This window comes from Piscinibacter sp. XHJ-5 (assembly GCF_029855045.1).
In the GTDB taxonomy this organism is placed as follows: Bacteria; Pseudomonadota; Gammaproteobacteria; order Burkholderiales; family Burkholderiaceae_C; genus Albitalea.
Map to the genome: position 1 here is coordinate 3400263 of NZ_CP123228.1, position 12558 is coordinate 3412820.

Genomic DNA, 12558 nt, shown 5'->3' on the forward strand with positions numbered 1-12558 from the left:
ATTCTCAGCACCCCTTTCTGCGAGTCGATCCAATGTCTTCCGAACTCAAGACAGAGCGAAAGGGCAGCACGCTGGTGCTGACCCTCAGCGACCCCGCGACACGCAACACGCTGTCCGAGCAACTCGTGGCTGCGGGCATCGAGGCGCTCAACGTCGCCGAGTCCAGCGACGAAGTGCGCGCCGTCGTCCTCCAAGGCGACAACGGAAACTTCTGCGCCGGTGGAAACCTGCGCGGGCTGCAAGCCAGGCGGCAGACCGGCGCCGTGGCGCAGGTCCAGGTTCTCGACCAGCTGCATCAATTCATCGAGGCGCTGCGCGTGTTTCCCAAGCCGGTCATTGCGGCCGTCGAAGGCGCTGCGGCAGGAGCCGGCTTCTCGCTGGCGCTGGCCTGCGACCTCGTCGTGGCGGCCGAGGACGCCCGCTTCATTCTTTCGTACGCACGCATCGGCGTCACGCCGGACGGAGGCGCCACCTGGCATCTGTCGCACGCCCTGCCGCGGCAGCTCGTCCAGCAGTGGGTGTGGCTGGCCGAGCCGGTCAGCTCGCGACAACTGCACGCGCACGGCATTGTCAATTGGGTGACAGACAGTGGACACGCGCTCGCCGAAGCTTTGGGCGTAGCCGAGCGCTTGGCGGCGATGGCGCCAAACGCCATCGCGAGCGCAAAGGAGCTGGTGCAGCACGCGGCCACCGCAGGCCTCACGCAGCAGCTCGAAGCAGAGCGGAACCACTTCGTTGAAAACCTCCTCCACCCCAACGCCGGCGAAGGGATTCAGGCCTTCCTCGACAAGCGTCCGCCGCAGTTCAAATAGCGGGCAAGCGGAGCACACACGATGACGGCACCGCAACGCCGGCGCATCTACCTGATGCGCCACGGCTCGGTGGATTACTTCCGTGCCGACGGCACGCCGGTGCCGCCGCTCACCGTGCCGCTCAACGACGCCGGCCGCGCGCAGGCCGATGCCGCCGGCAAGCTGTTCGCCGAATGCGGCGTGCGCTTCGATCGCGTGATAGTCAGCGGCCTGCAGCGCACGATGGAGACGGCACAGCGGGTGCTGTCGGCGGCCGGACAACCCATGCCCCTGGAGACGGAGGCGGCGCTCGAGGAGATCCGCGGCGGGCGGCTGTCGGACATCCGCCCCGAGGAAGTCGAGGCCGCCTTCGTGGGTGCGTTCCAGAACGGCGCCGATCTGGAACAGCGGCGCTTCCTTGGCGGCGAGTCGGTGGGCGAATTCCTCGACCGCACGCTGCCGGCCTTCGCGCACATTGTCGAGCGCGAGGACTGGAGCTGCCTGCTGATGGTGCTGCACGGGGGTGTCAACCGCGCCCTGCTGGCGCGCGCCATCACCGGCCAGCGCGCGTTCTTCGGCAGCCTGGAGCAGCTGCCGGCCTGCATCAACATCATCGACGTCGGCAGCGACCACATGATCGTGCGCGCGGTGAATCTGGCGCCCACGCAGTGGCTGCACCAGCACGAAAGCCAGACGACGATGGAGAAGCTGCTCGCGCAGTACCGGCGGCGGGAATCTCAGCTCCGGTAGCCGGGATCGACACGGTCGAGCCGGCGCAGCAGGCCGGGCCACGCGAGCGCACCGCCGCCCATCCCCTTGGTCACGGCCTTCGCCTGTTCCTGCGCGGTCGCGATGATGCGGGGATCCACATGCACGAGGTCCGAGCCGCCGGCCTGCGCGCGCACCTGGATGCTGCACACCGCTTCGAACAGATACATGTTGAGAAAGGCGTCTGCGACCGTCGGCCCGAGCGTCAGCAGGCCGTGGTTGCGCAGCATGAGGAAGTTGTTCGTGCCGAGGTCTTTCACCAGCCGCGGCTTCTCCTCCTCGCGCAGCGCGACACCTTCGTAGTCGTGGTAGCCGAGGCTGGACAGGACGAAGATCGATTGCTGCGAAAGCGGCAGCACGCCGTCCTTCTGCGCCGACACCGCGACGCCATTCAGCGTGTGGGTATGCAGCACGCATTGGGCATCGTGGCGCGCACCGTGGATCGCGCTGTGGATGGTGAAGCCCGCCGGGTTCACCGGGAACGGCGTGTCATCCAGCTTGTTGCCCGCCGTGTCCACCTTCACCAGGCTCGAGGCGGTGATCTCCTCGAACATCAGGCCGTACGGATTGATCAGGAACTCGTTGTCGGCGCCCGGCACGCGCGCGGTGATGTGGGTGAAGACGAGGTCGTCCCACTTGAACAGCGCGACGAGCCGATATGCGGCGGCGAGATCGACTCGCGTCTGCCACTCCTCATCGCTCACGTCGCCGCGGCGACTGCGGATCTGCAGGCCATCGGTGCTCATCATTTGTCTCCTCGGTGCTCGTGGACAATAGGTCTGGGCAGCGCGATCATGCTGTCACGTCAGAGACAAGACATGAATACCCCCGTTCTTACAATGCCCGAGCGCAACAACATCGACTCGGGTTCGTGGTTCTCGAAGCTCTCACTGCCTTTGCGCAACGCGATCATGTCGCGCGCCATCGTGCGAAGGTTGCCCGACGGTGCCCTGCTCTCTTCTCGCGGACAGCCCGCGGAAGACTGGTGCGGCGTTGCCAAGGGCGCGGTACGGGTGAGCTCGGTGTCTCTGTCGGGCAAGCAGGTCACGCTGACATATGTGGAGCCGGGTGTCTGGTTCGGCGACATCGCGCTGTTCGATGGGCTGCCGCGCACGCACGATGCGAACGCGCACGGTCCCACCACGCTGCTGGTGGTGCGCAAGCCCGATTTCAAGGAGCTGCTCGCGCAGCACGTGGAGCTGTACGACGCTCTGCTGCGCCTCAATTGCCGGCGACTGCGGCTGATGTTCGATGCGGTCGAGGATCTCAACACCCGCCCGCTGGCGTCGCGCCTGGCCAAGCAGATCCTGCTGCTGGCGCGCAGCTACGGCATCCACGACGGCGAGGAGATCCGCATCGGCCTGCAGCTCGCGCAGGAAGACCTCGCCCAGCTGCTCGGCGCTTCGCGCCAGCGCGTCAACCAGGAGCTGAAGGGCTTCGAGCGCGACGGCGCCGTGCGCATCGAGCCGACGCGGCTGGTCGTGCTGTCGAAGGAAAAGCTGCTGGCCATCGCCTCTAAACAGTAGTGCCGCGGCCGCGAGGTCGGGTCACCACACATCGATCTCCGCGAGACAAGCCGCAATGGAAGCATTCACCGGAACCAAACCCGTCTCCGAACAGCACGCCTTCGACACCGGCGCACTGCAGGCCTACCTGCAGGCGAACCTCGAAGGCTTCGCCGGCCCGTTGGAGGTCGAGCAGTTCAAGGGCGGCCAGTCCAACCCGACCTACAAGCTGCTCACGCCGGGTGCGTCCTACGTGATGCGCGCCAAGCCCGGGCCCGCGGCCAAGCTGCTGCCGTCTGCCCACGCGATCGACCGCGAGTTCACCGTCATGCGCGCGCTGTACATCACCGGCGTGCCCGTGCCGCGAATGCACTTGCTGTGCGAGGACGAGGCCGTGATCGGGCGCGCCTTTTATGTCATGGAGTTCATGCAGGGCCGTGTGCTGTGGGACCAGACGCTGCCGGGCATGAGCAACGTGCAGCGCGCCGACCTGTACGACGAGATGAACCGCGTGATCGCGGCCCTGCACCAGGTCGACGTCAAGGCCGCCGGCCTCGAGCACTACGGCAAGCCCGGCAACTACTTCGATCGGCAGATCGCGCGCTGGAGCAAGCAGTACGTCGCATCGATCACCGACCCCATTCCCGAGATGGACCGCCTGATGGAATGGCTGCCGGCCCACATGCCGGCCAGCGCCCGCGACGAGAGCCAGGTGGCGGTGGTGCACGGCGACTTCCGTCTCGACAACCTGGTCTTCCATCCGACCGAGCCGCGCGTGCTCGCCGTGCTCGACTGGGAGCTCTCGACGATCGGCCATCCGCTCGCCGACTTCAGCTACCACTGCATGTCGTGGCACATCCCACATGCCACGGGACGCGGCATTGGCGGGGTCGACATCCAACCGCTGGGCATTCCGAGCGAGCGGGAGTACGTGCGTCGCTACTGCGCGCGCACCGGCCGCCCTGATCCCGATGCCGTCATGGCCGACTGGAACTTCTACATGGCCTACAACCTCTTCCGCATGGCCGGCATCCTGCAAGGCATCGCAAAGCGCGTGGTGGATGGCACCGCCTCGAGCGCCCAGGCGCGTCAAGCCGCCGCAGGGGCGCGACCGCTGGCCGAGATGGGCTGGCGCATCGCCTCGCAACGCGATTCCTGATCGACGAGTCGCATACGCGACCGACGGCAAGCCCACCCGGGCGCACCATGGCTGCCGTTCAGGCGTTTCCCGGAGCCCATGATGGATTTCAGCTTCTCTTCGCGCACCCAGGAACTGCAGGCCCAGGTGCAGCGGTTCATGCAGGAGCATGTCTATCCGAACGAGCAGCGCTACTGGGACGAGCTGGCTGCCAACACGGCCGCCGGCAAGCGCTGGACGCCGCTGGCACTGATCGAGGCCCTCAAGACGAAGGCCCGCGCACAAGGCCTCTGGAATCTCTTCCTGCCGGAGAGCGAGTACGGCGCCGGTCTCACCAATCAGGAGTACGCGCCGCTGGCGGAAATCATGGGTCGCACCCCATGGGCCAGCGAGGTCTTCAACTGCTCCGCTCCGGACACCGGCAACATGGAGACCATCGTCCGCTACGGCACCGTCGAGCAGAAGAAGCAGTGGCTGGAGCCCTTGCTCGACGGGAAGATCCGCAGCGCCTTCGCGATGACCGAACCGGACGTCGCCTCGTCCGACGCCACCAACATCACTGCGCGCATCGAACGCGACGGCGGCGACTACGTCATCAACGGCCGCAAGTGGTGGACTTCGGGGGCCGGCGATCCGCGATGCAAGGTCTACATCTTCATGGGCAAGACCGATCCCGAGGCGCCGCGGCATTCGCAGCAGTCGATGATCCTCGTGCCCGCCGACGCCCCGGGGATCACGGTCGTGCGGCCGCTGTCGGTGTTCGGCTACGACGACGCGCCGCACGGGCACATGGAAGTGCTGTTCCAGGATGTGCGTGTTCCTGCCGGCAACATGCTGCTTGGCGAAGGCCGCGGCTTCGAGATCGCCCAGGGCCGCCTGGGTCCCGGGCGCATCCACCACTGCATGCGCCTCATCGGCCTGGCCGAGCGCGCGCTCGAGCTGATGTGCCAGCGCGCCAGCGACCGGGTGGCCTTCGGCAAGCCGGTGGCGGCGCAGACCGTCACGCAGGAGCGAATCGCCGAAGCGCGCTGCCTCATCGAGCAGGCGCGGCTGCTGACACTGAAGGCCGCATGGATGATGGACGTCGCCGGCAACAAGACGGCGAAGGCCGAGATCGCGATGATCAAGGTCGTCGCGCCCAACATGGCATGCAAGGTCATCGATTGGGCGATGCAGGTGCACGGCGGCGGCGCCATGTGCGAGGACTTCCCTCTGGCCAACTTCTACGCCATCGCGCGTACGCTGCGGTTCGCGGATGGGCCGGACGAGGTGCACCGCAACGCGCTCGCCAAGATGGAGCTCGGCCGCTACGCCTGACCCGCTCGCGACACGGCAGTCGCAACCCCGGCGCGCCTAGCGCTTGGGATCTTCCGGATGAAGGTTGGTGTGCCAGGCAGTCGAGGCAGTCGTCGGCCAGTCGGCCGCTTCCTTGACCGTCGGCCCGCTGATCCGCAGCGCGGCCTGCGCGGCCGCCTCGAACACCGCGACCGCCTGCGAAATGATCGCCGGCTCGGGCAGCGCGCATTCGAGCCGGAGGTACAGCCGACCTCGCAACGTCATCAGCACGAACGGAGGATCGTGGCGCAGCAGCCGCGACGATGCTTCCGCCAGGCGCTGGACGAAGAGCGGCTCCAGCCACTGCATGGCCGACTGCGGATCGCTGGCCACTGCGGTGAAGCGGTTGCGCAACTCCTTGGGATGCTCCGCCAGGTCGACCTTGGGGAACATCGCCAGCCAACGCATCTCCTCGGGTGTCGACACGTCGATCAGCGTCTGGTTGCTCTGGGTGTAGCGCTCGAAGGTCTCGCGCTCGAGCATCTCCGTCAGCAGCCGCGACAGCAGCAGCATCTGCAGGTTGGACGACAGCTTCAGCTCCATGCGCAGGCGCAGCTCGTGCGCGCGGATGTACGAGCGCTGCGGCGGCCCCCATTCGAGGCGCCATGGCTTGTCGCCGAACGACCCGTCGATGACGAAGCCCTCGTCGTCGCGGGCCCGCTTGAAGCCATGCCCCTGCTTCTGCGCCCAGCCGGACACATCGCTCCAGTCGGGACCTGGCGTCCCGCCCGAGATCCATCGCTTGATCGCGTCGAGCATGGGATTAGGCAGTTCGTCTAGAGTCGTAGCGCAAGAAGAACATCAAGGAGTCCTTCGATGATCGAAGTGTATTCGTGGGCCACGCCCAATGGCCACAAGGTTCACATCATGCTGGAGGAATGCGGCCTGCCGTACCGCGTGACACCGGTGGACATCGGCGCCGGCGACCAGTTCAAACCCGAGTTCCTCGCGATCAGCCCGAACAACAAGATCCCGGCGATCGTCGACCCCGAGGGGCCCGAAGGCGCGCCAATCTCGTTGTTCGAGTCAGGCGCCATCCTTGTGTACCTGGCCGGCAAGACCGGTCGCTTCATGCCCGAGGGCATCGCCGCACGCTACGAGGTGCTGCAGTGGCTGATGTTCCAGATGGGCGGCGTGGGTCCCATGCTCGGACAGGCGCACCACTTCCGCATCTACGCCCCCGAGAAGCTCGAGTACGCCATCAGCCGCTACACCAACGAGGCAAGGCGCCTCTATGCAGTGATGGACAAGCGACTGGCGCGCAGCAAGTACATCGGCGGGCCCGCCTACTCCATCGCCGACATCGCCATCTTCCCTTGGCTGCGCTCGTGGAAAAACCAGGGCATCGAGTGGGCCGACTTTCCGCACCTGAAGGGCTGGTTCGACGAGATCGGCGCCCGCCCGGCGGTGCAGCGCGCCGTGCAGGTCCTGGCCGAGCGGCGCAAGCCGCTGGACAGCGACTCCGCCCGCGAGGTGCTGTTCGGCGCCCAGCAATACCAACGCCATTAGCAACCGGCCTGGCACCGGTTCGTCACTCACGCCGCACCCCTTCTCCGCAGGCCTGGAGAGCAGCCGGGCCGACGCGGCAGGGCACACCGTTTGCTGTTCAAGCTTGGGGTTGGAACGGCCGGTCACGTACCGGCGCGCGTGTCGCGCACCCCGCCCATTTCTCGATGGAGAGCCCGTGGAATCGTTGGACAAACCGGTTGTCGACAGGGTCTTGCAAGCCATGACCCAGGCGTTTCCGGATCCGGTCGACCTGCACCTGTTGTCAATGGTGATGGGCTGCGACGTGGCATTGCTCCAGTCGACGACCGCCGAGCTCGTGCAGGCCGGCCTGGCCCAGGCCCGCATGGTCGCGGACGGCGACGGGTCGCGCCCCGAGGCGCCAAGCGTCACCGACCGTGGCATGGCGGTCGGCTACGGCATGGCCAACGATGGCGATGATGCGGCGACGCTCCTCGAGCGCCTGGAGGCACAGACCCTGCGCGCGCTGCTTGCGGAGCGGGTCAAGGGCAGCCGGCTGCCGCCGATGCAGCTGCAGGACTTGCGCGTCGCGATCGATGCGGTGGGCGACCGGGCCCTTGTCGATGCAGCGCGCGTCTGGGCCCACCAGCCCGTGAGCGACTGGCCCGCTCTCCTGCGCGTCCTTGAGCCGCACGCACCGGGTGTCGCAGCGCGGGTGGCGGCGACCTGATTCCCGGACAGTAAGAACGCGGTCCGCCGGCAATATTTACAGCGGCGCCGAAGGCTCACACCGGACTGACCAGCAGGCCCCCGAGCAGCCGGTGCAGCGCCTGCGGGTCCACCGGCTTGATCATGTGGAAATTGAAGCCGGCGTCCTTGGAGTGGCGCTTGTCCTCGTCCTGCCCCCAGCCGGTGAGGGCGATCAGGACGACGTGCTCGCCGCCGGCTATCGCACGCATGCGCCGGCAGGCGTCGTAGCCGTTGAGCTTGGGCAGCCCGATGTCGAGCAGCACCACGTGCGGCCTGAAGCTCGACGCCGCCTCGACCGCCGCCTCGCCGTCGTGCACCGTGAGGGTCTCATGGCCCATCAGCTTCAGCATCATCGACAGGCTCACCGCCGCATCCACGTTGTCGTCGACGATGAGAATCCGGTAGGCCGTCTCGCCGCTATCCACCGGCGCCAATCCGGTCGGGTCGCCCTCCTCCGGCGCGATCACGTCCGACAACCGCACGACGAACTCGCTGCCCGTCCCGGGCCCGTCGCTGCGCGCCTCGACAGACCCGCCATGCATCTGCACCAGCCCCTTGACCAGACTCAGACCGATGCCGAGCCCGCCTTGCGATCGCTCGAGCGAGCGGTCGGCCTGCATGAACGCATCGAAGATGGACGGCAGCAGCTCGCGCTGGATGCCGGTGCCGTTGTCCTTCACCGACACCATCACATCCGTGCCTTGGCGTCGCACGCTCATTTCGATGCGCCCGCCCGCCGGCGTGTACTTCGCGCTGTTGTTCAGCAGATTGGCGAACACTTGCGCCAGGCGCGTGCGGTCGGCGTGGACGTGCACCGGCTTGTCGGGCAGGGACACGCGCAGGCTGTGTCCGGAGGCCTCGATGAGTTGCCGGCTCGTCTCGACCGCATCCTGCACCACGGTCGCGATGTCGACGCGCTCCTTCTGCAGATTGACCTTGCCCTTGGTGATGCGCGACACGTCGAGCAGGTCGTCGATGAGCCTGACCATGTGGCCGAGCTGGCGTTCCATCATTGCGCAGGCGTCGGCGGCGACAGTGCCGTGGACACCGGCCATCCGCATGATCTGCAGGCCATTGCGGATCGGCGCGAGCGGATTGCGAAGCTCGTGCGCCAGCATGGCCAGGAAGTCGTTCTTGTTGCGATCGGCCAGGTGAAGTGCCTCTTCGACCCGCTTTCGGTCGGTGATGTCGACCAGCACGTTCACCGCGCCGAACACGCGGCCGTCACCGTCGTGGAAAGGATTGGCATGGGCAAGGGCCGTCAGGCGGCTGCCGTCGGGACGCTCGACCACGATTTCGCGGCCGTTGTATTCCTTGCCGTCACGCAGTGCCAAGGCCATCCAGCAGCAGTCGTGCGCGATCGGGGTGCCGTCGCTGGCGAACAGCTTGAACGAGCCGCAGTAGCGGTCGACCGCGCTGTTCAGCGCGGGCGCCCGTCCCCACAGATCGACCGCGCGGCGGTTGTAGTAGGTGATCAGGCCTTGCGCATCGCAGGTGTAGGCGGCTGCGGGAAGCTTCTCGAGGAGCCGGCGAAACTGCACGTCACCTTCGTGCAGCGGGTGAAGAGCGGTAGCGGCGGTCATGGGATGAACGGTTCCTGACGCTGTTGCCGGGCCCCGGACGATCGAGACCATCGAGAGCACCGGCAATCGGCATGCCCGTCTGCTGCGCTCAGGCGAGACGCCGATCGCGACGATGCAAAAAAGGCGCCCTCGAGCGTTGAAGGGCCCGAGGGCAAGCCGCCAGTACGGGCGGCGTCGTTGGGACCACCGAGGCGCATCTCACACCTGAGCACGCCTGTCAGTGTTCTGAGCAGGCGCGTGGTTGAGGGTTCCGTGGAACGCACCAGGCGCGTGTCGTGAGGATGGCCTGCCCGGAGGGACTCGAGCCGTCGACTCGGACAAATCACAGCACAACGGAGCACCGATCTTGCCTCGTGGCGCTTGTGCTCTGTCATGCTGGAAATGTCCGATTCTTCCCCCGATTCTTCCCCAGCAAATTGTCATCGGGAGGCCGCGTGGACTGGCGAACCGGCCAGCCGATGGTTCAGCATGACGACGCGTTCTGATGCGACCAGCGCCGACTGGCGCAGGGTCTGAGCGTGCCGCAGTAGTGCACGGCCAACGCGCTGGCACTGTCGACCTTTCGGCATCGGGTGAACGGCAAGAAGCGCTCGGGCGCGAAGCGTGCGGCCCCAACGTCGATGCCTTCACCACCGGCGGCGTTCGTAACCGTGTCGACGCCGCCGCCCGCGGCTGCCGCGCTCGAGGAGATCGCCCTGGAGGGCATGACGCTGCGCCTGAGCGGCGAGGCTGAAGAACGCGTGCTCGCGGGGCGTGATGGCACGACTCGCATGATCCTGTCGTCGGCGGTGCGGGCCTACGTGTATGGCGAGGCCGTGGACATGAGGAAGTCCATCGATGGCCGGTCGCAGATCGTGGCCGCTGCGATGGGGATGAACCCGTTGTCGTCCACCGGGCGCGGTAGAGCGCATAGAACAGCGGGATGACGAGCCAGAAGGTGAGGCCGCACAGGACGAACACGACCGAGTTCGTCACCTGGCCTTCGGAGGCAGACCACATCACGCCGATCTCGTCGCGGTACTGCCGACTGGCGCCGTCGACGCCGTCTTGTTCGGCCTCGCCGTTCGGGCTTGGACCTTTCGCTTGGCATCGCCGCCGAAGGTTTCCCGCAGTTCAAATTCGGGGGGCAGCTCAACCTGGGTGCGATACCGCTGCAGCCGCGTCCCGGCCGCATGGGCGAGTCGAGTTGGTACAGGTGCGCCAACGCCCTCGCGCCGTTGAACTGCGCACGGCTTGGTCCACCCATTGATGCGGGCCGATTGCCACATCACAATCCGTTAGTCGGCCGGGGGCCGCATCACCTGCAAACCTGTGCCATGTTCAGGCCCGACTGCACGCATGCGTAGCAAGCTCTTCGTCCCGGCCTCGCGGCCGGAGTTGTTCGCCAAAGCATTGACTGGCGAGGCCGAAGCGCTGTCGTTCGATCTCGAGGATTCGGTGGCTGACGCAAACAAGGTCGTGGCACGGCAGGCGCTGCATGCGCTGCTGTTGTCGGACGCCGCTCGCGATAGCGGCAAGGTACTGATCGTGCGCGCCAATGCCACCGGCAGCCCACATTTCGGGCACGACGTCGAAGCCGTCGTGCAGCCCGGCTTGGCGCTGCTCAACGTGCCGAAAGTCGAGCGGCCCGGAGATGTGTTAGCCGCCGCAGAGGCCGTCGAGCGGGCCGAACGCGCTAACGGCTTTCGCGCCGGTGTCGATGCGCCAGTGGGACTGCTGCTGACCATCGAGACCCCCAAGGCCCTGCGCGATGCCGTGCAACTCGCCGCCGCGCACCCGCGTGTCGCCGGCTTGCAGCTCGGCCTCAGCGATCTGTTCGAGCCGCTGTCGATAGCGCGGCATGAGCCGCTGGCCGTTGCGCAGGCGATGTTCGCGCTGCGCATCGCCGCAGGGGCCGCCGGCGTCTTCGCCTACGACGGCGCATTCGCCGACATTTTCGACGCCGAGGGGTACCGGGCCGAGGCCATGTTGGCCCGGCGACACGGATTCCTTGGAAAGAGCTGCATACATCCAAGCCAGGTGGCGCTAGCAAACGATGTGTTCTGCCCCGACTCGGCGGAGATTGCGAACGCATTCAAGGTGGTTGCCGCAGCGCGTGACGCCGCTGCGCATGGCCGCGGCGCGTTCATGGTCGACGGCAAGATGATCGACCGACCGCTCCTCGCGAGCGCCGAGCGGATCGTCGCGCTCGCACGGCGCCTCAAGCTCTCCCTACACTGAGCACAAGAAGACCCCGATGGCCCCGAACCGCATCCGATTGCATGCCGCACTGTGGGCCGCCGTGGCGCTCGCATCGCCGCCCGTGCAGGCACAGGACGAGTACCCGAACAAACCAATCACCATCGTCGTGCCATATCCGCCAGGTGGATCCAACGATGTGTTCGCGCGCTTGGTCGGCAAGACGATGGGCGATGTGATGAAGGCTACCGTGGTTATCGAGAACCGCCCGGGAGCGAGCGGAAATACCGGCACCGGGCAGGTGGCCCGTGCCACTGCCGATGGTTACACGCTGGTCGCGGTGTCATCGAGCATGACCACCAACGCAGCGATCCAGACCAAGTTGCCGTTCGACGCGGTGAAAAGCTTTGCGCCTGTGGCCATGTTCGCCAAGGGCCCGTGCATCGTCGCGGTGAACAACGAGCTGCCGGTCAAGACCCCGGCCGAGCTACTGGCCGCGCTGAAGAAGCAGCCCGGCAGGTTGAACTACGCGTCGTCGGGCATCGGCAGCAGCAACCAGTTCGCCACCGAGATGCTGAAGGGCGCCACCGGCACGTTTGTCGTGCATGTGCCTTTTCGCGGAATGGCGCCGGCAGTCATGGGACTCATCGCCGGCGAGACCCAGTTGCTGATTGCCAGTGGCCCGTCGCTACTGCCACAGGTACGCGCTGGCCGCGTGCGCGCGGTCGGCATCACGAGTTTGCAACGCAGCCCGATTGCGCCCGAGCTGACGCCAATGGCGAGCGTGGTGCCCGGCTACGAGTTCGAGTTGTGGTGGGGCTTGCTCGCGCCGGTTGGCACACCGCCGGCTATCGTGGACCGACTCAATGCCGCAGTGAGCAAGGCGCTCGCGTCGCCCGAGGTGAAAGAGACATTCCTGCGGGAGGGCGCGATCGCGGCGCCCGCCACGCCGGCGCAGTTCGCAGCCACCATCGCCGCGGACGTCGAACGTTGGCAGAAGGTGGCCAAGCAGCAGAACATCGTCGCCGAGTGATAACGGCGGA

General features: G+C 66.7%; 13 protein-coding genes. 10 read left to right on the plus strand and 3 right to left on the minus strand.

Annotated elements, in window-relative coordinates:
* Nucleotides 1-32: 32 nt before the first annotated feature.
* Complete coding sequence (locus tag P7V53_RS16075; protein WP_280150390.1) at nt 33-812, plus strand: enoyl-CoA hydratase; 780 nt, start codon at nt 33-35, stop codon at nt 810-812.
* A gap of 21 nt (nt 813-833) precedes the next feature.
* Nucleotides 834-1541: a histidine phosphatase family protein gene (locus P7V53_RS16080; RefSeq protein ID WP_280150392.1), complete on the plus strand. Its 708-nt coding sequence runs from the start codon at nt 834-836 to the stop codon at nt 1539-1541.
* Here the strand turns inward: P7V53_RS16080 and P7V53_RS16085 are convergent.
* Nucleotides 1529-2305 (minus strand): class II aldolase/adducin family protein, encoded by a 777-nt coding sequence (locus tag P7V53_RS16085; protein ID WP_280150393.1) that lies wholly within the window; start codon nt 2303-2305, stop codon nt 1529-1531. The two genes, P7V53_RS16080 and P7V53_RS16085, sit on opposite strands and share 13 nt — an antisense overlap.
* Nucleotides 2306-2377: 72 nt before the next feature.
* Here P7V53_RS16085 and P7V53_RS16090 point away from each other — a divergent pair, with 72 nt between their 5' ends.
* From P7V53_RS16090 to P7V53_RS16100, 3 genes are all read left to right on the plus strand, one after another.
* On the plus strand, nt 2378-3085 hold the full coding sequence (locus P7V53_RS16090; protein WP_280150394.1) for a Crp/Fnr family transcriptional regulator: 708 nt from the start codon (nt 2378-2380) through the stop codon (nt 3083-3085).
* Nucleotides 3086-3140: 55 nt separating this feature from the next.
* Nucleotides 3141-4223, plus strand: a complete 1083-nt coding sequence (locus P7V53_RS16095; protein WP_280150396.1) for a phosphotransferase — start codon at nt 3141-3143, stop codon at nt 4221-4223.
* A gap of 81 nt (nt 4224-4304) precedes the next feature.
* Nucleotides 4305-5519: an acyl-CoA dehydrogenase family protein gene (locus P7V53_RS16100; protein WP_280150398.1), complete on the plus strand. Its 1215-nt coding sequence runs from the start codon at nt 4305-4307 to the stop codon at nt 5517-5519.
* 36 nt (nt 5520-5555) lie between these two features.
* Here P7V53_RS16100 and P7V53_RS16105 read toward each other — a convergent pair whose 3' ends face one another.
* Complete coding sequence (locus tag P7V53_RS16105; RefSeq protein WP_280150400.1) at nt 5556-6296, minus strand: hypothetical protein; 741 nt, start codon at nt 6294-6296, stop codon at nt 5556-5558.
* A gap of 57 nt (nt 6297-6353) precedes the next feature.
* Between P7V53_RS16105 and P7V53_RS16110 the strand changes: the two genes are divergently transcribed.
* Both P7V53_RS16110 and P7V53_RS16115 read left to right on the plus strand, forming a co-directional pair.
* Complete coding sequence (locus P7V53_RS16110) at nt 6354-7046, plus strand: glutathione S-transferase N-terminal domain-containing protein (protein ID WP_280150401.1); 693 nt, start codon at nt 6354-6356, stop codon at nt 7044-7046.
* A gap of 220 nt (nt 7047-7266) precedes the next feature.
* Nucleotides 7267-7734 carry a hypothetical protein gene (locus P7V53_RS16115; protein WP_280150402.1) on the plus strand — a complete coding sequence of 156 codons (468 nt, stop codon included), beginning with the start codon at nt 7267-7269 and terminating at the stop codon, nt 7732-7734.
* Nucleotides 7735-7789: 55 nt separating this feature from the next.
* Here P7V53_RS16115 and P7V53_RS16120 read toward each other — a convergent pair whose 3' ends face one another.
* Nucleotides 7790-9337 carry an ATP-binding protein gene (locus tag P7V53_RS16120; protein ID WP_280150404.1) on the minus strand — a complete coding sequence of 516 codons (1548 nt, stop codon included), beginning with the start codon at nt 9335-9337 and terminating at the stop codon, nt 7790-7792.
* Nucleotides 9338-9909: 572 nt separating this feature from the next.
* On the opposite strand from P7V53_RS16120, the gene P7V53_RS16125 reads away from it, so the two are divergent.
* From P7V53_RS16125 to P7V53_RS16135, 3 genes are all read left to right on the plus strand, one after another.
* Nucleotides 9910-10263, plus strand: coding sequence for a hypothetical protein (locus tag P7V53_RS16125; RefSeq protein ID WP_280150405.1), 354 nt, complete (start codon nt 9910-9912; stop codon nt 10261-10263).
* Between the two features lie 412 nt (nt 10264-10675).
* Nucleotides 10676-11557: a CoA ester lyase gene (locus tag P7V53_RS16130; RefSeq protein ID WP_280150406.1), complete on the plus strand. Its 882-nt coding sequence runs from the start codon at nt 10676-10678 to the stop codon at nt 11555-11557.
* Nucleotides 11558-11573: 16 nt separating this feature from the next.
* A complete protein-coding gene (locus P7V53_RS16135; protein ID WP_280150407.1) occupies nt 11574-12548 on the plus strand; it encodes a tripartite tricarboxylate transporter substrate binding protein in 975 nt (324 codons plus the stop codon).
* Nucleotides 12549-12558: the final 10 nt, after the last annotated feature.

Coding starts and splice junctions, on each gene's coding strand:
- P7V53_RS16135 (WP_280150407.1), top strand. CDS start 11,574: ATGGCCCCGAACCGCATCCGATTGCATGCCGCACTGTGGGCCGCCGTG.
- P7V53_RS16100 (WP_280150398.1), top strand. CDS start 4,305: ATGGATTTCAGCTTCTCTTCGCGCACCCAGGAACTGCAGGCCCAGGTG.
- P7V53_RS16110 (WP_280150401.1), top strand. CDS start 6,354: ATGATCGAAGTGTATTCGTGGGCCACGCCCAATGGCCACAAGGTTCAC.
- P7V53_RS16115 (WP_280150402.1), top strand. CDS start 7,267: ATGACCCAGGCGTTTCCGGATCCGGTCGACCTGCACCTGTTGTCAATG.
- P7V53_RS16095 (WP_280150396.1), top strand. CDS start 3,141: ATGGAAGCATTCACCGGAACCAAACCCGTCTCCGAACAGCACGCCTTC.
- P7V53_RS16085 (WP_280150393.1), bottom strand. CDS start 2,305: ATGAGCACCGATGGCCTGCAGATCCGCAGTCGCCGCGGCGACGTGAGC.
- P7V53_RS16075 (WP_280150390.1), top strand. CDS start 33: ATGTCTTCCGAACTCAAGACAGAGCGAAAGGGCAGCACGCTGGTGCTG.
- P7V53_RS16120 (WP_280150404.1), bottom strand. CDS start 9,337: ATGACCGCCGCTACCGCTCTTCACCCGCTGCACGAAGGTGACGTGCAG.
- P7V53_RS16130 (WP_280150406.1), top strand. CDS start 10,676: ATGCGTAGCAAGCTCTTCGTCCCGGCCTCGCGGCCGGAGTTGTTCGCC.
- P7V53_RS16090 (WP_280150394.1), top strand. CDS start 2,378: ATGAATACCCCCGTTCTTACAATGCCCGAGCGCAACAACATCGACTCG.
- P7V53_RS16105 (WP_280150400.1), bottom strand. CDS start 6,296: ATGCTCGACGCGATCAAGCGATGGATCTCGGGCGGGACGCCAGGTCCC.
- P7V53_RS16080 (WP_280150392.1), top strand. CDS start 834: ATGACGGCACCGCAACGCCGGCGCATCTACCTGATGCGCCACGGCTCG.